This is a genomic window from Pseudoalteromonas peptidolytica (assembly GCF_012641745.1).
Taxonomy (GTDB): Bacteria; Pseudomonadota; Gammaproteobacteria; order Enterobacterales; family Alteromonadaceae; genus Pseudoalteromonas; species Pseudoalteromonas peptidolytica.
In genome coordinates this window covers 1-21,462 of the sequence record NZ_WEHZ01000052.1, presented here as the reverse complement: position 1 = coordinate 21,462, position 21,462 = coordinate 1, and the positions used below count along the sequence as shown (strand labels likewise).

The 21,462-nt window shown below is 42.3% G+C and carries 22 protein-coding genes and 1 pseudogene; 12 read left to right on the top strand and 11 right to left on the bottom strand.

What is annotated here, in order from left to right:
- Positions 1–524: 524 nt before the first annotated feature.
- The 6 genes from F9Y84_RS21010 to pspF are packed head-to-tail and all read right to left on the bottom strand — an operon-like array spanning position 525 to position 6,895.
- Complete coding sequence (locus tag F9Y84_RS21010; RefSeq protein WP_125253536.1) at positions 525–1,286, bottom strand: ATP-binding cassette domain-containing protein; 762 nt, start codon at positions 1,284–1,286, stop codon at positions 525–527.
- Positions 1,271–2,278 (bottom strand): peptide ABC transporter ATP-binding protein, encoded by a 1,008-nt coding sequence (locus F9Y84_RS21005; protein WP_147390249.1) that lies wholly within the window; start codon positions 2,276–2,278, stop codon positions 1,271–1,273. The genes F9Y84_RS21010 and F9Y84_RS21005 overlap by 16 nt, the downstream gene beginning before the upstream one ends.
- On the bottom strand, positions 2,278–3,171 hold the full coding sequence (locus tag F9Y84_RS21000; RefSeq protein ID WP_125253538.1) for an ABC transporter permease subunit: 894 nt from the start codon (positions 3,169–3,171) through the stop codon (positions 2,278–2,280). Before F9Y84_RS21000 ends, F9Y84_RS21005 begins: the two co-directional genes overlap by 1 nt.
- A complete protein-coding gene (locus F9Y84_RS20995) occupies positions 3,158–4,192 on the bottom strand; it encodes an ABC transporter permease (RefSeq protein WP_147390250.1) in 1,035 nt (344 codons plus the stop codon). The genes F9Y84_RS21000 and F9Y84_RS20995 overlap by 14 nt, the downstream gene beginning before the upstream one ends.
- 1 nt (position 4,193) lies before the next feature.
- A complete protein-coding gene (locus F9Y84_RS20990) occupies positions 4,194–5,804 on the bottom strand; it encodes an ABC transporter substrate-binding protein (protein ID WP_147390251.1) in 1,611 nt (536 codons plus the stop codon).
- Positions 5,804–6,895: a phage shock protein operon transcriptional activator gene (pspF, locus tag F9Y84_RS20985; protein ID WP_147390252.1), complete on the bottom strand. Its 1,092-nt coding sequence runs from the start codon at positions 6,893–6,895 to the stop codon at positions 5,804–5,806. Before pspF ends, F9Y84_RS20990 begins: the two co-directional genes overlap by 1 nt.
- A 183-nt stretch (positions 6,896–7,078) precedes the next feature.
- Here pspF and pspA point away from each other — a divergent pair, with 183 nt between their 5' ends.
- From pspA to F9Y84_RS20945, 8 genes are all read left to right on the top strand, one after another.
- Positions 7,079–7,738, top strand: a complete 660-nt coding sequence (gene pspA / locus F9Y84_RS20980) for a phage shock protein PspA (protein WP_125253542.1) — start codon at positions 7,079–7,081, stop codon at positions 7,736–7,738.
- Positions 7,739–7,814: 76 nt separating this feature from the next.
- Positions 7,815–8,048, top strand: a complete 234-nt coding sequence (gene pspB / locus F9Y84_RS20975; RefSeq protein ID WP_125253543.1) for an envelope stress response membrane protein PspB — start codon at positions 7,815–7,817, stop codon at positions 8,046–8,048.
- A complete protein-coding gene (gene pspC / locus F9Y84_RS20970; protein WP_125253544.1) occupies positions 8,045–8,446 on the top strand; it encodes an envelope stress response membrane protein PspC in 402 nt (133 codons plus the stop codon). Before pspB ends, pspC begins: the two co-directional genes overlap by 4 nt.
- A 48-nt stretch (positions 8,447–8,494) precedes the next feature.
- On the top strand, positions 8,495–9,907 hold the full coding sequence (locus tag F9Y84_RS20965) for a YcjX family GTP-binding protein (protein WP_147390253.1): 1,413 nt from the start codon (positions 8,495–8,497) through the stop codon (positions 9,905–9,907).
- A complete protein-coding gene (locus F9Y84_RS20960; protein WP_128730982.1) occupies positions 9,904–10,929 on the top strand; it encodes a TIGR01620 family protein in 1,026 nt (341 codons plus the stop codon). Before F9Y84_RS20965 ends, F9Y84_RS20960 begins: the two co-directional genes overlap by 4 nt.
- Before the next feature lie 190 nt (positions 10,930–11,119).
- Complete coding sequence (locus F9Y84_RS20955; RefSeq protein ID WP_147390254.1) at positions 11,120–12,298, top strand: trans-sulfuration enzyme family protein; 1,179 nt, start codon at positions 11,120–11,122, stop codon at positions 12,296–12,298.
- Positions 12,299–12,552: 254 nt separating this feature from the next.
- Positions 12,553–13,350 (top strand): phenylalanine 4-monooxygenase, encoded by a 798-nt coding sequence (gene phhA, locus F9Y84_RS20950; protein WP_125253548.1) that lies wholly within the window; start codon positions 12,553–12,555, stop codon positions 13,348–13,350.
- A 10-nt stretch (positions 13,351–13,360) separates the two neighbouring features.
- Positions 13,361–13,705: a 4a-hydroxytetrahydrobiopterin dehydratase gene (locus tag F9Y84_RS20945; protein ID WP_125253549.1), complete on the top strand. Its 345-nt coding sequence runs from the start codon at positions 13,361–13,363 to the stop codon at positions 13,703–13,705.
- Between the two features lie 167 nt (positions 13,706–13,872).
- Here the strand turns inward: F9Y84_RS20945 and F9Y84_RS20940 are convergent, their stop codons facing one another.
- The gene (locus tag F9Y84_RS20940) at positions 13,873–14,472 is read right to left on the bottom strand and encodes a Yip1 family protein (protein WP_125253558.1); all 600 of its coding nucleotides are present in this window, start codon (positions 14,470–14,472) and stop codon (positions 13,873–13,875) included.
- Between the two features lie 210 nt (positions 14,473–14,682).
- Here F9Y84_RS20940 and miaE point away from each other — a divergent pair, with 210 nt between their 5' ends.
- On the top strand, positions 14,683–15,471 hold the full coding sequence (gene miaE, locus F9Y84_RS20935) for a tRNA isopentenyl-2-thiomethyl-A-37 hydroxylase MiaE (protein WP_147390255.1): 789 nt from the start codon (positions 14,683–14,685) through the stop codon (positions 15,469–15,471).
- 378 nt (positions 15,472–15,849) lie between these two features.
- Positions 15,850–16,026 carry a hypothetical protein gene (locus F9Y84_RS20930; RefSeq protein WP_167508277.1) on the top strand — a complete coding sequence of 59 codons (177 nt, stop codon included), beginning with the start codon at positions 15,850–15,852 and terminating at the stop codon, positions 16,024–16,026.
- A 163-nt stretch (positions 16,027–16,189) separates the two neighbouring features.
- On the opposite strand, the gene F9Y84_RS20925 is transcribed toward F9Y84_RS20930, so the two are convergent.
- Entirely contained in the window at positions 16,190–16,918 is a 729-nt protein-coding gene (locus tag F9Y84_RS20925; protein ID WP_147390256.1) for a UDP-2,3-diacylglucosamine diphosphatase, read from the bottom strand.
- Positions 16,919–17,159: 241 nt separating this feature from the next.
- On the bottom strand, positions 17,160–17,654 hold the full coding sequence (locus tag F9Y84_RS20920; RefSeq protein ID WP_128730987.1) for a peptidylprolyl isomerase: 495 nt from the start codon (positions 17,652–17,654) through the stop codon (positions 17,160–17,162).
- A 197-nt stretch (positions 17,655–17,851) separates the two neighbouring features.
- Between F9Y84_RS20920 and cysS the strand changes: the two genes are divergently transcribed.
- Both cysS and F9Y84_RS20910 read left to right on the top strand, forming a co-directional pair.
- Positions 17,852–19,231, top strand: coding sequence for a cysteine--tRNA ligase (gene cysS / locus F9Y84_RS20915; protein ID WP_147390257.1), 1,380 nt, complete (start codon positions 17,852–17,854; stop codon positions 19,229–19,231).
- A gap of 307 nt (positions 19,232–19,538) precedes the next feature.
- Positions 19,539–20,432 carry a mechanosensitive ion channel family protein gene (locus F9Y84_RS20910; RefSeq protein ID WP_147390258.1) on the top strand — a complete coding sequence of 298 codons (894 nt, stop codon included), beginning with the start codon at positions 19,539–19,541 and terminating at the stop codon, positions 20,430–20,432.
- On the opposite strand, the gene F9Y84_RS20905 is transcribed toward F9Y84_RS20910, so the two are convergent.
- The gene (locus F9Y84_RS20905; RefSeq protein ID WP_147390259.1) at positions 20,422–21,243 is read right to left on the bottom strand and encodes a mechanosensitive ion channel family protein; all 822 of its coding nucleotides are present in this window, start codon (positions 21,241–21,243) and stop codon (positions 20,422–20,424) included. The two genes, F9Y84_RS20910 and F9Y84_RS20905, sit on opposite strands and share 11 nt — an antisense overlap.
- Before the next feature lie 114 nt (positions 21,244–21,357).
- Positions 21,358–21,462: pseudogene (locus tag F9Y84_RS22650) on the bottom strand (IS982 family transposase); the annotation flags it as partial.

Sequence of the window (21,462 nt, the reverse complement as noted above, 5' to 3'; positions counted from 1 at the left end):
GCTAAGACTATTTAAACTGCCACCTAGAAGAGAAGATAGGCAGTATCCAAGAGCGATAAAGCCTAAGCCATCAAAGTACCCATATAAAAAAAGAAATGCCAGTCAGCTTAACTGACTGGCATTGGCCGCATTGGCGCTTTTTTTATGTGTATATAAATGTGATCTAACGGAGCACCTTATTAATTCTAGAAAGCAAAGCTGATACACAGTACATTTATATCAATTAATCTTAATACTTGCTCAATTTGAAGGAATAAATCTGTGCTAACGGCGTTAAAAATTTCCTATTTAGAAGAACTACATAGCAAAATTTTTGCCTTGCCTACATGAATGTAGGTACCAAAGCGATAGCAGGACGCGGCAGCGGAGTTATCGACAAGATTTTCTCGTCTCAAAATAGGCCACTCAATTAAGATAATTGGTATAATTTTGCTGTATTTAAACATGCAGCACTAAAGTCATTACATTGAGATAAAAATATGGCAGTAGCTGGGGACTATTACCATATTTGTATTTGAAGTGGCTCAGGCTGAGAGGAGTTTTTGCATCGTTTTAGACTTAGGTGTACTAAATACACTCTCGGTTTCACCATATTCAACTACTTTACCGCGATTTAATACTAGTATCTCATCGCTCATATGACGCACTAAGCTCAAATGATGGGTAATAAGGACATAAGCTAAACCTGTTGCGGCTTGCAGTTCAAGTAGAAGGTTAACGGTTTGCGCTCGAACCGATGGATCAAGAGATGATAACGCTTCATCTAATACCAATACTTTTGGGTCTAGTATTAACGCTCTTGCTAATGCTACGCGCTGTAATTGCCCGCCACTAAACATGTGAGGGTAGTAGTCAATGTGTTCACCAAGCAAGCCGACTCGACTTAACGTTACCCTGATTTTCTTATACCTTTGATCCTCGGTAAGTTCAGTATTATATTGCAAGCAGTCATCAAGCATGTCGCCGATTGTAAGTCCTGGATTCAACGAACGGGTAGGGTCTTGGAAGATAAGGCGAATAGTGCGGCAATCATGTTCTCGTACGCCACTGTCTTCGACTATTTGCCCATTGAGTAGTATTTGCCCTGAGTCTGCAATATCGGCACCCGCAAGCACTTTTGCTAGGGTACTTTTACCTGAGCCTGTTTCTCCGATAATTGCCAATGTTTGTCCGGGTGCCAATGCAAATGAAACGTCCCTGAGCACCTTCATAGAGTGGCGCTTAAACAGACCTTGGCGCGAAACATAAGATTTATTGAGAGATTGTACTTTTAAGACGGGCTGCATTTTTGCTTCACCTTAATGAGTGGAAAGTGGCAGGCATAACTGTGGCCGTGAGAGCGACTTTGTCTTGGTGTTACCACACACTCTTTTTGTGCTTGTGGGCATCTAGGTCCCAATCGACATCCAATTGGTAGGTGTTGTAAAGGTGGAATAGTGCCTTTCAGCGCATAAAATGGTTCTTTATGACCGAGCCCTTGACCAAAATCAGGCAAGCTTTTTACCAGTGCTTGCGTATATGGATGCAGTGGTTGCTTAAAGATAGCACGGGTAGGGCCTGCCTCTACCATCTGGCCACAATACAGCACGTGCATAGCATGTGACCAGTCAGATATCTCCTCTAGCTCGTGAGAAATCATTAAAATTGACATGTTTTTGAGCTGATTTAAAGCTTTTAATAGCCTAAATACTTGCGCTCGGGCTGTGCTTTCAAGTGCTGTTGTAGGCTCGTCAGCAATCAGTAATTTTGGACTCCTCGCAATTGCCATGGCTATCATTATTTTCTGACACATTCCCTCAGACAGTTCATGCGGGTAACTACTACAAATCTTTTTATCGTCTCTAATACCTGCTTTATGTAACAAAGCGCGTACCTTTTCTTTGCGAGCTTTGCGACGACCGAAAAAGCCGCCTTTAAGTGCGCTGTCAGGAATAGATTCAGCGATTTGATCAAAAATGCTCACCAGAGGGTCCAGGCTTCGACTTGGTTCCTGATAAATCATCGCGATATCTTGGCTCACAATTTTACGGCGCTTTTCCGGTGAAAGTCGCATTAAGTCGACACCTCGCCAGTGCATTCTGTCAGCAGTTACTGTCCAACGTTGATTAAGTACACCCACAATGGCCTTAGCAATTAAGCTTTTACCCGAGCCGGACTCTCCGACTAGCGCATGTACTTCGCCTTCTTTTAGGCTTAGATTGACCTTATCAACCGCTCTAATAACGCCATCTTCGGTACGAAGTTCAATAGTAAGGTTCTTAATGTCTAACAATTGCATTAATCGGCCTTCCGATTTTTTAAAGCTTCACGTAAACCATCGCCAACAAGGTTGGTGGATAATACCGCGATGAATAAAAGAACGCCTGGTAGTCCCACGGTCCACGGTGCGAGATATATCAAACTCAAATTCTCTTGAAGGATAGCTCCCCACTCAGTGGAGGGAGGCTGAGCGCCTAATTTTAAAAAGCCTAAAGCTGCAATATCCAGTATCGCAGTCGACAGCGCCATGGTAAATATTACCACAATATGCTCATAGATATTAGGTAATATGCCACGAACCAGCAACCTCCAACGGTTTGCACCATCCAGTTTAAAGGCGATAATGTAGTCTTTACCAAGCTCAGCCACCACAAGATTTCGAATCGAATGAATATATTGCGGAAGCAATGCAAAGATAATTGCCCATACGGTATTCATAAGGCCTGGACCCAGAATAGCGATAATGATAATCGCCAATAATAGGGATGGGATCGCTAGAGTGATGTCAAGCAAATGGTTTAATAGACTAGATTTTAGTCCTCGACTGGCTCCTGCGAGTGTACCGAGCACTACGCCAAGCGCTGTTGTCACGAGTGCTGCGATAATTGATAGACCGAATGTATAGGTCGCGCCATTCATCAGTCGCGATAGAATATCTCTACCAAGGTCATCCGTTCCGAGAATAAATCGTACATCACCGTCATCATGCCAAGACGGAGGAAGGAGCAAGGCATCTGCATGTTGTTGATTGACGCCGTATGGCGCGATTAAAGGTGCAGTTAGTGCCAAAACTGTCAGAGCCAAAAATAACCAAAGGCCTACTAATGCAACATGGTTTGAGCGAAATTTTCGCCAAAGCCTGAATAAGGGAGAGCGATTAGACTCCTCAGTAAACAAACTAAATTTTGCCATGCGCTTGATTCCTTGCGATAGGGTCGAGTAAAGAGTGAACAAGGTCTGACATCATGTTGGCAATAATGACAAAAAAGGATACAGCCAATAAGCCCCCTTGTATCGCTGGATAATCACGTTGATAGATACTCTCGATGAGCCAGCGACCAAGACCAGGCCAAGAAAATATGACTTCTGTTATCATGGCTAATGTAATCAGTGTACTAAATTGCAGGCCAATTTGCTTGATCACAGGCAGTAGGGCATTTCTAAGTGCATGGTGAAGGATAAGCTGACTGCGATTTAGACCCTTAGCTCGGGCAGTCTTGATATAATTTTGATCAAGTACATCTAACATTGAATCGCGGGTAAAACGAATAAGTACGGTCGTTGGGTACATAGCCAGTACGGTGGTTGGAAGTGCTAAATGATGAATTGCATCCCAAAACGAGGCTCCACCGTATGGAAAGCCCTCTAAATAAATATCGATAAGAATAAAGTGTGTGACTGGCTGTATTTCATATAACAGGCCAATGCGCCCAGACATGGGAAATAAACCTAAGCCAAGGCAAAACACCATAATTAAGAGCAACGCAAGCCAGAATACGGGGATAGAAAAGCCCATTAAGCTAAGGGAATTAATAATCTTGTCAGGCCATTTTTTATGGTATGCACTGGCAATAACACCACTAGGCACACCAATTATTACAGCGACAGTTAATGCGTACAGGCATAACTCTAAAGTTGCAGGGAACAATAACTTAACATGGCCAAGTACAGGTTGGCCTGAAGAGAGTGACAACCCCCAGTCACCTTCAAACATCCGTGCCATAAAGGCACCATATTGAACAATAATATTATCTTCGATTCGGTACTTTTCGACCAGGGCCTGTGTTTGGGCATAACTTGAGTTCACCTCACCACTGAAGTTCGTAATTAGCTCCCCTGGAAACAAGTAATTGAGTGAAAAGGTGAACACTGTTAGGGTAAAGAGCATAAAGCACAGGAGACTAATACGCCTGTAAGCATATTTTGCAAACATCTTAGTCTCTCCTTGCCTTTGCTAGAGAAATACCACCAAAAGGCCGCAAAGAAACCCCCTCAATATCAGAGCTAGTCGCTTGAAAACGCAAACCATGGGCAATGGGAACCAAAGGCAGCTGCTCAACAACCATCTCTTGTGCTTGTCGGTAGTAATGCTTACGTGCTTCCATGTCATTGGTATCGAGGGCTTGTGTCAATAATAAGTCGAACTCTGGATTGCACCAATTTGCAGGATTTTTGCCACTGAATGTAGCTGTGCAGCTTAACAGCGGACTGAAAAAGTTGTCAGGGTCAGGAGTATCTGCCGCCCAACCTAACAGCACGCTGTCGTGCTCGTGACGACCAACACGTTCAATAAACGTATTCCATTCATATTCAACAATTCTCGCCGTCACTCCAATGTCTCTCAAGTCTCGTTGGATCAGCTCAGCCATTTTGCGAGCATTAGGATTATAAATTCTCGACACAGGCATTGCCCATAGAGTCATCGTGAAGCCATCTTCGAACCCAGCTTGCTTTAAATATGCTTTTGCAATTTGTGGGTCGTATGAAGGCATGTTTGCTTGTGCTCGAAACGCCCATGACGAGGGGGGGAGGATTGAACGAGCGATAATTCCATTATTGTAAAACACAGCTTGCATGATTTTCTCAAAATCAATGCTATGAGCTAATGCCTTTCGTACTAGTGGGTCGTTAAATGGCGGTTTTTCTGTATTGAAAGCCCAGTACCCAATATTGAGATTGGCGGCTTTTTCAACATCGATGTCTTTGCGTTGTTCAAGTACCGTGAGTTGTGTTGCGCTCGGATGAGCGGTGATATCACACTCTTTGGTAAGCATTTTTGCAATTCTACTCGTACCGTTGGTTGTAATATCATAAACCAACTGCTTCATGTACACAGGATGTTTCCAGTATTGTTCATTCCGGTAGTAGCGAATTAAGTTATCGCGCATAAACTCACGGTATTTATACGGGCCTGTACCGATAGGTTTTTGATCGAAATCTTGTTTGCGTTCCAAAGAGATCAGTTGATCTGCGTATTCTTTAGACAAAATAACAGCAAAATCAGTGGCAATATTCGATAAGAAGCTACTTTCGGCATTAAACAAGTCAAAGCGTACTGTGTAGTCATCCACTTTTTTTACTTGGCGAATAAGTTGATCTAGTCCAATACTCTGAAAATAGGGGTAGTTTGCATCACCAATAAAATGGTAAGGATTGTATACGTCAAATAGGCGATTAAATGAAAACACGACATCATCTGCGTTCATTGTTCGCGTGGGAGTAAAATACAAGGTGTCGTGAAAGTGAACATCATCTCTTAGCGTAAACGTAAATGACTTTCCATCTGCGCTCACCTGCCAAGACTTAGCAAGCTCTGGTAAAAACTCCCCTGTGTTTGGGTCGATACTGATCAGAGTATCAAAAAGCTGATTGGCAATAATATCTATCGTCGACCCTGTTGTGGTCACTTGCGGATTAAATGACACAGGGTTTGCTTCTGCACAATATACCAAGCCTTGCGACTTATCATTCACTTTATTTGGTGTCTGGTCTGTACAGCCAAATAGCGCAGTACACAACACACCAAAAAACCATATACGCACCACTAGGCCTCTTGTTTTTGGTTTTGATCCAACAGGTTGTATTTTTTCAAATACCCTCTAAGTTGATGATACGTCAAACCGAGATTTTGTGCAGTTTTCTTTTGATTAAATTGACTAAATTCAAGTGCTTTTTGCAACATTGTGATTTCATACTCATTAGAGAGTGATTTTAAATCACAAGGAAAAGTGAAATTCAGCTCGTGCTCCACAGTCTGCTTAACAAGCGGCTCTGCTACCACAGTCGACTCTAAAGATTGACTTTGAGGGATGGTAGACTGAGTAGAAGGTGCCTTAATGCGTTGACTCGGTCTAAAGGGGCTTGCAAATGGGTCGAATATAATGTCATGCACCGGTATCTGGTCGTTACCATGGCGGTACAGGCTGCGCTCGATTACATTTTTAAGTTCGCGAATATTACCAGGCCATGGATAGTCCAACAGTTTTTCAATTGCTTTTCTAGTAAAGCCACTGAATAATTCCCAGCCCAAATCCCGCGCCATATTAATTGCAAAATGTTCAGCAAGTAGCAGGATATCTTCTTTTCTGGCTCTTAATGGAGGCAGTGTTATTACATCAAAGGCTAGGCGGTCAAGTAAGTCGTGTCTAAACTCTCCCGCATCTGCAAGTGTTGGCAAATCTTCATTGGTTGCACATACTAATCTAGTATCGACTTTTACCGTTTGTTTACCACCTACGCGCTCAAATTCACCATATTCGATAACGCGAAGTAGTTTTTCTTGCACCATAGCGGAGGTATTGGCAAGCTCATCTAAAAATAAGGTACCACCATTAGCTCGTTCGAAGCGGCCTTCATGGCGTTTGCTTGCACCGGTAAAAGCACCACTTTCATGGCCAAATAATTCACTTTCTAAGAGGTTTTCGTTTAGCGCTGCACAGTTAAGTTTGACGTATTCTTGGTCCCAACGCTCCGAAAGATAGTGCAGGCGAGCCGCAATTAACTCTTTACCTGTACCGCGCTCACCGATAATTAATACTGGTTTCTCTAACGGGGCTAACTGAGATACCTTATCTAACACCGCTAAAAAGCTGTCGGATTGGCCTAATAGATTATCCTGTTGACGGAAACGGCTCATATTGCCTAACTCTTAGTTATTTTTGCTAATAACTAGTGTATTTCAAAAAACAGGATAACTAAAGGACTTTTAAAAATAAAATAACCACATGATTTTATTGTATTTTTAAATCTGATAAAGTTGGCAAGCTATTTGATACATAGTTAGTAAGCAATTTAGCTATTAACCAAAGAGGTAACCACTATGGGAATTTTTTCTCGTTTTGCAGACATAGTGAATTCTAATATTAATGCGATTTTGGATAAAGCAGAAGATCCGGAAAAAATGGTTCGCCTGATCATCCAAGAAATGGAAGATACACTAGTTGAAGTAAGATCGACCTCAGCAAAAACTTTAGCTGAGAAAAAGGAGTTAACACGCCGTCTTGATCAGCTCAAAGCACAAGTAGATGATTGGCAAACTAAAGCCGAACTTGCACTGAGCAAAGAGCGTGAAGATTTAGCGCGTGCCGCTTTACTTGAGAAGCAAAAGTCTGCAGAGGATGTGGCTGCCCTTGAAAAAGAGTTAGCACATGTCGATACGCACATTGAAAAGCTGCAACAGGAAGTGAGTACACTTCAAGATAAGTTAGCGGATGCTAAAGCGCGTCAAAAGGCGATTGTACTGCGCCAACGCTCAGCTGAGTCTCGATTAGAGGTGAAAAAAGCACTAGACAGCAGTAAAGTAGATGATGCCTTGAATCGCTTTGAGCGTTATGAGAGCAAAATTGATGGTCTAGAGTCACAAATTGAGTCTTATGATCTTGGTAAAAAATCTCTTGCAGATGAGATAGCCGATTTACAAAAGAACGAAAAAATCGATGATGAGCTTGAGCAGCTGAAAAAGAAAATGGCTGAAAAGTGAAAATAGCTGCACCTACTATTAGGTAGGTGCCAACCAACTACAATAATAACAGCCAAGTTGAAGGCAGGAGAGAATTATGTTTGATGCAGAAGTTTTAATGGCTCCGCTAATTATTTTTATGATCATTGTGGCACCGCTTTGGTTGATTTTACATTACCGTAGTAAAAAGCAGGTCAGTCAAGGGTTGAGTGAGCATGAACATCGTCAATTGATAGAGCTGGCTAACAAGGCGGAGAAAATGGCAGAGCGTGTTGAAACGCTGGAAGCTCTACTTGATCAAGAGTCGCCACAATGGAGACGCAAGCTATGAGTAGATCAAAGCGAGAACTATATCGTGATCCGAGTCGCGGAAAGGTAGCCGGAGTATGCGCAGGGCTTAGTGACTACTTTAATATGGAGTTGTGGCTTGTTCGGATTTTATTCATCACAGCTGTGCTACTCTCTGGTGGTCCATTATTTATCGTCGTGTATGTGGCTTGCTGGTTTATTTTAGATAAGCGTGAAATGATGCCAAATCGTTCACCTGATGCGAAAGATGAAGATAAGGTATCAGTGAAGTTTAAGGTATGGCAAAAAGGTGAACCGCCAAGACAGGCACTTTATGACCTGAAAGACAGACTATCACGACTTGATGGCCGCATTCAGAATATGGAACGCTATGTAACTTCCCCTGAATTTACGGTTAGCAGAGAAATCGACAAGCTTTAAGGCGGTTTTAGCCGCCTTGGCATTTTCTAAAGGGGCAATTTTCTATTTATGACTACGTCACGCTTTCGTACCCCATCTTCCCTAGATAAGCTAAAACAACAAGCCAAAAAAACGCTTCACCGTTCTTTTGATAAGCATATCAAACTTGCAGTGACTGGATTCAGCGGCAGTGGTAAAACCGCATTTATTACGGCACTTATTAAACATCTCACAACCCAAACCAGCACAGATAATTTACCTTTCTTTGATGTGGTGAGTGAAGGTCGTCTTGTGGCATGTCGTCCTGAGCCACAAAAAGCGCTAGCAGTACCTACTTTTGATTATCAGCAAGCCATAAGCTGTTTACTGGAAGAATTGCCAACGTGGCCTGCATCAACTAAGCGCATCAATACGTTAACACTGGCGTTTAGGTATCATAGTGAGCGTGGTCTGAAACAGCATTTAGCGCAAACTCATACCCTGTATCTTGAGTTATATGACTATCCTGGTGAGTGGCTAATGGACTTACCGCTGTTAAAAATGACTTTTTCCGAATGGTGTGAGCAGCAGTTTGCGCTACTAAAAAAACCAAAATACCAGCCATTTTCACAAACATTTTTACAGCTAGTTGAGCAGTTTGATAGTACGCAAGCGGTGGATGAGAATAAGCTAAAAATGCTTGCACAAAGTTACCATGCGCTTTTAGCACAGCTGCAGCGAGACACCCGTTTATCTAATTTGCAACCGGGTAGGGCGTTGATCCCAGGTGATCTTGAGGGGGCACCCATACTGCTGTTTTTCCCAGTACAAAGCCACCCAAATGAGATTACCGAGCATTCACAATATCAACAGCTTGTTGAGCGTTTTGAAGCCTACAAAAAGCAAGTGGTCGCGCCATTTTACAAAGATTATTTTTGCCAGTTTGACCGCCAAGTTGTATTAGTTGACTTACTGGGGAGTCTAAGTGATGGTTATGACACACTGAAAGAGCAAGAAGTTGCGTTAAAGCAGATCTTAGCCATGTTTTCTCATGGTAAAAGCGGTTTGTTATCTCGCTTATTTAATCCAAAAATAGACAAAGTCCTATTTGCTGCCAATAAGTGTGATGGCGTTTTGAACGAGCAGCAATCCAATTTAACAAGGTTGTTAAATGAAATGCTGGTGGACAGTGCCAATGAGCTTCGCTTCAATGGGGTAACGGTTGATACCATGTCGCTTTCTTCGGTGAGAAGTGTTGAGTCTAGAGCGGTGAAGGAGGGGGGACAACATGTGCAATGTATTTATGGTAAGCCGGTCGGCGAGCAGCAGTTTATCAATTATGTGCCACCGACACCGCCAGACCATATCCCAAAAGCAAATGCTTGGCCTCAAGGGGGCTTTGAGTTCATAGCGTTTGAACCCCTGCCTGCTAAGCACGGAAATTTATCACATATTAGGCTTGATCATGCTTTACAGTTCTTAATTGGAGATAAGTTAAGATGACCGATCAAACAAAACCCTATCAAGGTTCGGGTAGGCGCTTAAATATCGACACGCAAAGCCAAGATGAATCTCAGCATTTGGGTGGTGAAGGCAAAGTCCTGGACAATGAACTGCTGGTAACTAGTAGCTTTGAGACAGTGCCTGAGCCGGAACTGCCCAAAATTGAACGTATCTACGAGTCGCCTTGGAGATTTGGGTTTAAACAGTGTTTTTTTCTGGCGTTATTAGTACTTATTATTGTTGAAGCGGCACTGACTTTGATTGAGAGCTATGAGCAAAATATTCTACTATTTGCGCTTTACACCACCGTGTTGTCTCTTGGTTTACTCGCACTATTCAAGTTCTTATTTTCGGAAGTCGTCGCACTTAGCAAACTCAAACAACATCAGCAAATTAAGCATGATGCACAGCGTTTGTTACAAAGTGACCAGATCGGTGAAGCAAGAGCGTGGCTCACACCCTTGTTAAAAGTGCATCCAGAGCAAAAGGTTACGGCTTTTGAAGAGGCATTACAATCCCATCATACAGACAAAGAAATCATCACTTTATATGAAAAAACCTTGCTGCGGGAGCAAGATGCGGAAGCTAAAAGACTAATTCAAGAGCATGCAACAACATCAGCACTCTTAGTTGCTCTAAGTCCACTTGCGCTTGTGGACATGTTGGCGGTGCTTTGGCGTGGAGTCGTGCTGGTAGAAAAGGTTAGCAAGCACTATGGTATTCGATTGGCTTATCGTAGTCGCATTACGTTATACAAAATGCTGCTCAAGCAAATGGTGTTTGTTGGCGCGAGTGAACTGGTAAGCGACCTTGCTGCAACTAGTGTAGGCGCAGAATTACTTGGTAAGCTCTCTACTCGTTCAGCACAAGGGCTAAGCGCAGGGATATTTACTGCTCGACTAGGGTATAAGGCAATGGAGCTTTGTCGTCCGTTACCACGTTTGGAGCACAAACAAAGCCTGTTGAAAAGTGCGATTAGCTCAGTTGTTGATGTGCTACTAAGACGTAGTAAAAAAGATTAAACGGCAACAATTTTATACACCTCTTTAAGTAAAACTGGCTAGTCACAACCAGTGAACTAGCCATCTCCCCATCTGGCATGCTTGTTTATTGCTCCAAACTACCCTAAATATTGACCATGACAAAAAAACTACGCTAATTAATTCACTAACGTGCTTATTTGGTTAGCAATAATAAAATCAGCAGGCCAATATGAAAAAATTAAGAGATGACAGTCAGTGTATTCACGGACCTAATCATTTTGATGACCCGCATGGGGCGTTAACCGCACCATTGTACCAAACTTCAACATTCCATTTTAAAGATGCGGCGCAAGGAGCTGCAAGGTTTGCCGGTGAAGAGCCCGGTTATATCTATACTCGCTTAGGCAACCCAACGACACGAGAGCTGGAAGAAAAAGTTGCTCGACTTGAGGGAATGGAAGACGCTGCGGCAACAGCTACAGGTATGGGGGCTGTTTCGGCATCGGTACTGAGCTTTTTGCAGCAAGGCGACCATATGATTGCATCAAGCGCACTGTATGGTTGTAGCTTTGCATTATTCGCGCATATGCTACCAAGGTTTGGTATTGAGGTTTCTTTTGTTGACTTGACCGACGAGGATGCGTTGCGTGATGCCGTCAAGGAAAATACAAAGCTGCTATTTGCTGAAACTCCAATCAACCCTAACATGACAGTTATAGACTTAAAAATGTTGGGGGAGGTCACCAAACAGCATGGGATGTTGTTTGTTGTTGATAATACATTTATGACCCCACTACTGCAAAAACCTGTTAATTTTGGTGCGGATATTATTGTCCATAGTGCGACCAAATACCTAAACGGACACGGTGACGTAGTAGCAGGGCTAGTTTGTGGCTCTAAAGAGCATATCGAATTAATCAAGCTTACCGTACTGAAAGATATTGGCGCGACTATCAGCCCACATGACGCATGGTTGATTAACCGTGGACTAAAAACCCTCGCAATACGAATGCAGCGTCATTGCCAAAGTGCACAGGCCGTTGCAGAGTTTTTAGACGCTCATCCAAAAGTAAATACCGTTTATTACCCAGGGTTACCCTCGCATCCGGGTTATCAATATCTTGGAGAGCAAATGAAGGGTGCCGGAGGGGTGATTGCATTTGAAATAAATGGCTCTATTGAGCAAGGAGAGCAGTTTATAAATGCCACTGAATTATGCACGCTAGCGGTGAGTCTTGGCGACCCTGAAACACTGATCCAGCATCCTGCTTCTATGACGCACTCTCCGTATACCCAAGAGGAAAGGCTGGCAGCAGGGATCTCTGACGGGTTAATTCGTATTTCTGTTGGGCTTGAGGACGTCGAAGATATTATTGATGACTTGAAGCAAGCATTTGATAAAATATAGATGTATAAATAAGTTTACTTTGGGGCTGTTAAAGCCCCTTTTTTGTATGTGTGTAATTTATTCGTTACGCCTGTGTTTATTTTTATTTACGTTTTTAGGGGTTGTGCAAAAGTTGATAAACGCCTTGCCTATTAAACTTTATGTCACTTTTACTTAGTATCAAAGTCACAAGTTGAAGCACTCCAAACTACTCAACAGGACTGCAACTCAGATTGCGAAAGTATAAATTGGAGTGAATTAGGTGAGAATGAAAAATGGCTAAAGCAAGTAAATATGTCTCTAAGCAGCCGGATGAAAATGGCGTTATCGCTTGGACGAATGAAGAGAACCAAATCTGGTCTGAGTTAGTTGCGCGTCAGCTAGAGTGTATAAAGGGGAAAGCCTGTGACGAGTATCTAGCTGGGCTTGAAAAAATTAACTTACCACACGATCGGATCCCGCAGTTAAGCGAATTAAACGCAGTACTTGAGAAAGAAACTGGGTGGCAAGTAGCACCAGTGCCGGCATTGATTGATTTTGATGAATTTTTCCGATTGCTCGCGAATAAGCAATTTCCAGTAGCAACGTTTATCCGCTCACGAGAAGAGTTCGATTACCTTCAAGAACCTGATATTTTCCATGAAATTTTTGGCCACTGTGCCATGCTAACGAACCCAGCGTTTGCAGAGTTTACACATAAGTATGGTCAGTTAGGCTACGCGGCACAGAAAAAAGACCGGGTATATCTTGCACGCTTGTACTGGTTTACCGTTGAGTTTGGTCTAATGCAAACCGAGCAAGGTCTTCGCATCTACGGCGGTGGTATTTTATCCAGCCCTGGAGAAACGCAATACGTATACTCCGACAAACCAGAGATTAACCCGTTGCAAGTACAAGATGTATTACGTACACCTTATCGCATCGATATTATGCAACCGGTTTACTACACAATTACCTCGATCAACGACTTATTTGAAATATCAAAAATGGATATTATGTCGTTGGTTGAAAAAGCAAAAGAGCTAGGGTTATTTGAACCTAAGTTTCCCCCAAAAGAAAAACTAGCAAGTTGAGGAATTATCAATGTCTGATTTAAGTGCACAAAAATGTGAAGCGTGTCGTGCAGATGCGCCTAAAGTATCAGATGAAGAGCTCGCCGTTCTCGTGAAGCAGATCCCTGATTGGGTACCTGAGGTACGCGATGGCATTATGCAGCTTGAGCGCGTATACAAGTTTAAGAATTTCAAGCAAGCACTCGCGTTTACAAATAAAGTCGGTGATATGGCTGAAGAAGAAGGTCACCACCCAGGTCTGCTGACCGAATGGGGTAAAGTCACAGTGACGTGGTGGAGTCATTCTATTAAAGGTCTTCACAAAAATGACTTTATCTGTGCAGCAAAAACTGATGAGGTTTTTGCGTCGCTGTAAGTTCTGAAGGACAGTGCAGAAGGTGTGGTTACAACGACCATGCCTTTTTGCCAAAGTGAGCAGCATAAAAAAACGGCGCAAACTAAGCGCCGTTTTACTCATAATTTAGGATAAAAGCAAAGCGGTCTTATAGACCGCTTTCGCATCAACTTTAAAATAAGAAGACGCTACGTAAAGGTAGGGCTAATAATACCATTTGTCCATAGAATGGCCGTCGCGGCTAGAATAATTACTAATAACACTAACCCACAAGTTACCACAGAGCTTGCATAGATAAACCCACGCTCTTCAGGGATGTGCATCAGAATCGGAACGCCTGTATAGAGCAAGTATACTGAGTAGGCCAGTGCTACCATACCAACAGAGACCACAAACCAAAGCTCTGGATAAAATGCTGCAAATGCTGACATAAACATGGGCGTTGCAGTATATGCTGACAATTCCAACGTTTGTGTATAAGTAGGGTTGGCACCAAAAGTAATAGCCATCCAGTGGGCAAGATAGGCCAAAATAAACACCCCGACAATGAGTGCGCAATACATCGCTACACCAATTAGTAGTGCGGAGCCATGGGTTAAGTAAACAGGCTCACCAGTGCCTACGCTCCAACCAAGATAAACAGATGAATAGTACCCCATGATACTGGGAATTAGCGCGACGAGCGCGATATGTGACAAACTGTAAAAGATGCTTTCATGACGATTGTCGATTGTTTGCCATTCTTCTTGTGGGTGAGCGTATAAGCCCCATAGATGATTAAAGATCATAGTTAGCCCCTCAATGAATCGGTTTGTACTATTTTTGTACAACTCAATTTAGTTATGGGAGATGAGATAATTTTTGTCAAGAAAATGTAGCGGAATAGCAATATTACTATTTTCAGAATTATCTAAAACTTATCAGCGAGTCCCTCTATGGTGCACCTTGTAGCGAGAAGTTATGATAAAATAGCGCAAACACATTAGTCCTTTGTTGTTATGCTAGAAAAGTACACAGATTTACTGACACCAATAAACCAGTTTTTGGGTTGTGAAACACCACACACCTGGATACAAAAAGCGAGCCAAAGCGAGCATTTACCTTTGTTGCTTATTGATCACATGCATTGTGAGCTAAAAGCGGCACAAAGCGCAGCTTTTTTGATCCGTAAATATGCAATAGACGATGCTTCTGCAAAGACGTTATTGAGCTGGCTGCAGCCCTATGAGGACTTTATTTATCGTGGTATTGGTGAAGGAGACTTCTCAGGCAGTAAAAATGAACTGATAGGGGAGCTTACTGCAAGACCCGAATATGCTTACAATCAAGATATTCTCAGCAAAATGGTCAGGCTTATAAAAGAGGAGCTTCATCATTTTGAACAAGTATTAGACATTATACGAGCTCGGAATATACCAATTGAGTATGTTCAAGCATCACGTTATGCTTCCGGTATGATTAAACACATACGTACTTTTGAACCTGCGGCCTTGGTAGATAAATTGATTATAGGTGCTTATATCGAAGCGCGCTCATGTGAACGTTTCGCAAAGTTGGCTCCGTGTTTAGATGAAGAAATAGCTAAGTTTTATATATCTTTATTACGTTCCGAAGCAAGGCACTATCAAGATTACATTGACTTAGCGCATCAAGTTGCCAATGCTACAGATCCCAAACGCTGTGATGTAGCTGGGCGGATCCAGTTATTCCGTCAAGTTGAAAATGAACTGATAAGCTCAGCCGATCCTGACTTTAAATTTCATTCCGGTGCTCCAGCTGCACAATAACAAAAAGGAAGTAAGTGCGCTTTATTACGGCTTACTTACTTCCTAGTGTTGTTTGATTGCATTCTAGAAATTCAGCTAGCTTGACTTGTCCTCTATGCCTATTATTCAAACTAAGGTTTGAATATGGCGCGACCTAGCATGTCGTTTCTGATTAGCATAGTGATTTATCCTGAATCCATCTCATTTGGCAGCATGAGTAATCACATGAGAAATTTGTGAGTAAAAGTATATCAACCTTTTCTAGTTAAATATAACTTTATATTTTTGTTAATCTTGAGTCCCTAACATGTTGACAGTTGATTTTATTGTTGATAGTGTTTTGTAACAGTTGGTTACAAAACAACTGTTATATTAAGAACAATAATTTAAGGAATTGAAATGAAACTTAAGAAAAAGAAAATCAAACTACTTAGCCTAGAAGGCAAATCTATTCCTAAAGCGCAAACCCCTCAAATCGGCGGTGCTGGCTTACCACCTACAAACCCGCTGGCAGATTGCCCATACTCACATAACTCTGCTTGTTACTCTTGTGTAAAAGATTTACAGCCAGAGTAAGACGATTTTGATTTAATACTTGGGCAGGTTGAGGGATGTAATCAGGTACAGACGCATTGAGAGAAGCTTATTTAGGGCACCTAATAAGCATCGCTTAATAGCTTAAGCTTTCTTTCCTCAATCTAGGACAGTTTTGAGGTCTACTACGCCGGCAGTAGGCCTTTTAAGACCCATTAAATGGGTGACACATAAGCCGTTGACCATGTTCATCAGCAACAATATAGGAGCTTTGCGAGTACCAGTCTCCTAGCACTGTACGAACATTCCCATCACTATATTCATGTACTTTTGGCCTGTGGGTATGGCCATGGATCATATTTTTAACACCATACCGAATAAACATCTGCGCTACCGCTTCTTCGGTAACATCGAGGATTTCAGGCGGTTTTCCTTTTTGGTTTTCAATACTTTTTCGTCTTGCATTGGCAGCAACGCGGCGGCGATACCAAAGCGGCATCGCAAGCATTAGTCTGGGCCACCACCAGCCACGGCTTTTTTTGCGAAATTGCTGGTACACTTCATCCTGCGTACACATCTCGTCTCCATGCAAAATAACCGTTGGTGTACCATATAGGTTAATGACTGTTTGCTCAGGCAATAAAGTCATATTGCAGGCTTTAGCAAAATCTTGCTTGATTAAAAAGTCACGATTGCCATGGATAAAAAATACTTTGATACCTAAGTCGCCTAGTGCACTTATTTTTTGTGCAATCCTCAGGGCGTATGGATCCTTTTCATCGTCTCCAATCCACACCTCAAAAAAATCCCCCAGAATGTACAGTGCGTCGACGCCCACTGTCATATGGTGGTCAAGAAACGCATAAAACGCTTCGGTGATATCTGTGCGGTGTTCGGTTAAATGTAAGTCGGCGATAAAGTAGGTTTTACCCATGTGACCTCAAAACTACGCAGGCCAGCATACGCACTGGCCTTGAACAAAAAAGTGGTGATGTTATATCAATTAGTCTTAATACATGTTCAATTTGAAGACGTAAATCTGACGCTAACTGCGTTAAAAATTCTTTCTTTCCCTACATAGATGTAAGGATCTTGCCGATAGCAGGGCGAAGTTGCGGTATTATCGACAAGATTTTCTCGCTTCAAAGTAGAGTATTTGTTTAAGCGAACAGGTATTACTCAGCAACGTACGCTTTTTCGATGATTACATCTTCCAGTGGTACGTCTTGGTGGAAGCCAGCAGAGCCAGTCGCAACCCCTTTAATTTTATTCACTACGTCCATGCCTTCAACGACTTCGCCAAATACACAGTAGCCCCAACCTTGCGACGTTTCGCTCGAGAAGTTGAGGAAGTCATTGTCATTCACGTTGATAAAGAATTGTGCAGTAGCTGAATGTGGATCTGGGGTACGTGCCATCGCAAGTGTACCTACTTTGTTCGCAACACCGTTGTTTGCTTCATTTTTAATTGGTGCTTCAACAGGCTTTTGTTCCATGCCTGGTGCAAATCCACCACCTTGAACCATAAAACCATCAATAACGCGGTGAAAAATAGTGCCGTTATAAAAGTCGCTGTTTACGTAATTTAAGAAGTTTGCAACCGTTTCTGGTGCTTTGTCAGCGAAAAGATTAATGCGAATTTCGCCGTGATTTGTTTCTAAAACAACCATGTTAGTGTCCATTGTGTTGAATGTTAAAACTCTATTTTATAACAACTAAGCGGGTGTGAAAAAGCATTCCGTAATAATCGGTGTAAAAAATCAAAAAACTGTCTTAAAACACCATTAAAATCTAGAGGCGTTGCAATGTAGGTGATATGATCATCAACTCTTTTGTTAAAAATGAACGTATTTAGGAAGAAAACTACATGTTGCAGATTTTCAATACACTCACTCGTCAAAAAGCCCCCTTTAAACCGCTCAAAGAAGGCAAGGTTGATATGTACGTGTGTGGTATCACCATCTATGATTTCTGTCATGTAGGACACGCGCGAACATATGTTTCATTTGATGTAATGAATCGCTATCTACGGTACCTCGGATATGACGTCACATACGTACGTAATATTACCGATGTCGATGATAAAATTATTAAACGTGCCGCTGAAAACAACGAGTCGATTAATGAGTTAACTGTCCGCATGACCAAAGCAATGCACGAAGATTTTGACGCATTGAATATGTTACCGGCAGACATAGAACCGACAGTGACGGGTCACATGGATGAAATCATCGATATGATAGCTCGTTTAATAGAAAAAGGTCATGCTTATGTCGCGCAAAATGGTGACGTATTATTTGACGTATCAACGTTTGCGCAATATGGCCAACTTTCGCAACAAGACTTAGACATGCTTCAGGCTGGGGCGCGTGTTGAAGTAGCTGAAGGTAAAGACGACCCGCTTGATTTCGTATTATGGAAAAAGGCTAAAGCAGGAGAGCCAGCATGGCAGTCACCTTGGGGAGAAGGTCGTCCTGGTTGGCACATCGAGTGTAGCGCAATGAGTTCAAAGCACTTAGGTGAGTTTTTTGATATTCATGGTGGTGGCTCAGATTTACAATTCCCTCACCATGAAAATGAAATTGCGCAATCGTGCTGCGCAAACAATGGCCGCTACGTGAATACGTGGATCCACACCGGTATGGTGCAAGTTAATAAAGAGAAGATGTCAAAGTCTCTTGGTAACTTCTTTACTGTACGTGAAGTACTAAAAGCTTTTGACAGAGAAACGGTACGTTATTTCTTAATTAATGGTCATTACCGTAGCCAGTTAAACTACTCACAAGAAAACCTTGAGCAAGCCCGCTCATCACTAGAGCGTATCTATACTGCGTTACGTGGTGTAAAACTGGTGGAAGTAGAGCTAAAAGGAAGCGCTTATGTTGAGCGTTTTGAAGCTGCTATGAACGATGACTTCAATACACCGGAAGCGCTTCCTGTGATTTTTGAGCTGTCAAAAGAAGTGAATCGCTTAAAAGATAGCGATGCGCAAGCTGCGGGCGAGTACGCATACATTCTTGTAAAACTGGCTGAGGTACTTGGTATTGCCCAGCAAGACCCTGAATCTTTCCTTAAAGGTGAGCAAGGCGATGATGAAGTTGCACAAATTGAAGCGTTGATCGAAAAACGTCGAGCTGCTCGAGAAAGTAAAGACTGGGCTGCTGCTGATGAGGCACGTGATGCGCTAACTGCAATGGGCGTTGTATTGGAAGATAGCGCGGGAAAAACGACATGGCGTAAAGCATAGTCATACTGAAAAGATGTTACCAAAGGCCTTCTTCATTGTGCAGAAGGCTTTTTTGTTTTAAGGGCTAGCTGAATTAATGTAGCTTTACTTTTAGTCTATTCCAAAACAATGGGTTCCCCAGTGGCGGTGAGTGGTAATACGACGTCGCTGTATTTTCATGGCTTTGTGGTATTGATTTGTTATTTAGGTATGAGCTTCGAAAAGAGTAAGCAACTCAGTATGTAGGGTTTATACAGTGCGATACATGCTTGTAATTCTGGTGTGAGCCACGCACACTTAGTATAACTAGGATTAAAGTAAAAAAGTGATGATAAAAGTGCCCCAAGAGATAGATATGGATATTCCATGGCTTGACCAAAAACTATTTTCGTTAGGCAAATTTTCATTAGAAATCGGTGAGGCGCTGTCTTTTGTGACAGTGGTGATAGCGACGTTTATTATTTCCAAGGTGTTACGTCTGGCGTTCAACCGAATTGCGTCTAAGCAGGGTGTTATTCAGCACACATCTGCTTACGTGATAGGTCGCATTATCCACTACATTGTGTTGTTTATCGGGTTTATTATTGCACTGACCGCACTTGGTTTTGAGATAACTGAACTGGCGCTCGTGGCCAGTGCTCTGGGGGTTGGAATTGGTCTTGGGTTGCAAGGTTTGGTAAATAACTTTGTTTCAGGGCTAGTACTACTGTTAGAAAAAACGGTTAAGGTTGGGGACTTTGTTGAGCTAAACAATGGTATGGTTGGTGAAGTTATTGCCATTCATATGCGTTCCACTTGGATCCGCACAAATGACAATGTGGACTTATTGATCCCAAACTCAGAAATGGTATCAAACACCATAACAAACTGGACCATGTCAGATAAGTACCGCCGCTTTCGTATTCCTTTTTCTGTTGCCTATGGCAGTGATAAAACGCTCGTTAAGAGAGCTGCATTGGAAGCTGCCAAAAATGTTCAGTATACACTCAATACTGCAGGGAGGGAGGCAACAGTATGGATGACGGGATTTGGCGATAGTAGTTTGAACTTTACACTGGGAGTGTGGGTACAGCCTGAGCAAGTAAAGCGGCCGACAGCCCTAATTTCTGACTATTTATGGGCGATTGATGATGCGTTTCGCAAATACCAAATTGAGATCCCGTTTCCACAACGAGAACTTCATTTACGCAGTGGTTTTTCCACTACACAGCCTACTGAATAAATTTAATTACACGTTGCGGAAAGGGTATTTCTATATTGGCATTGTTAATGGCAGCGAATACCGCTTTATTGATCTCTAATTTAGTTTCAATTAGCGCAGTGGTTGGTACCCAGTAACGGTAGCTTAAGACTACAGCGCTGTCGGCAAATGTTTCTATACCAACCTGTGGCTTAGGAGATTGACTGACTTTACTGTTATTGGCAAGCGCATTATTGATAAGTAGTAATGCCTGTTCGTAGTCGGCATGGTAGGCAATACCAATTTCTCCTTTTACAAGTGAGTTTTCAAATGAGTTGTGTAATATTTCCCCCACAATATGTTTATTTGGAATCGTGATCTCAACGTTGTCTTCATTGATCAGGGTAGTATGTCCAAGCTCTATCATTTTGACCTGTCCGCTCACCCCCTTAATGCTGATTGTATCACCGATGACAAAAGGGCGTGTAGCGATAATAGCAAGTCCAGCACCGTAGTTTGCTAACATCCCTTGTAGCGCCAGACCAGCACCCAAGGAAGCCGCACCGATGGCAGCGACAAAAGGAGTGATACTAATCCCTATTTTACCAAGAGAAATTACTACGAACATGGCGATTATCAAGACTTTGATAACATTGCCCACAAAGTTGGTAAGTGCAGGATCGATGCTATGCTTCAGCATCAATTTTTCGGTGGCTTTCGAGAGCTTTTTAGAAAGCCACAAACCAAGCAGAAAAATAGCGATTGCGGCGAGTAATTGGAAGCTGTAAGTCACCAAGTATTCACGAATGATGTTGTAATAGCGCTCAATTTGTTCAATCTCTTGATTAATCACGATACTTTCTCATATTTGTTGGTTAATTTATTTTCTGACGGTTGGCTTTTACGCTGAGCTGAATACTCGATAGACAAAGCTTATACCAATTTTCTTAATTAACCCGAGATCGGTTTAAGCCATCAGTTCATCAATAGAAATTGATGGCTTTTTTTCTTTGTGGCTGTATGCAATCAGCGCACCCAAGACTGTTAATATCATTCCATGCAAGCTTCTATG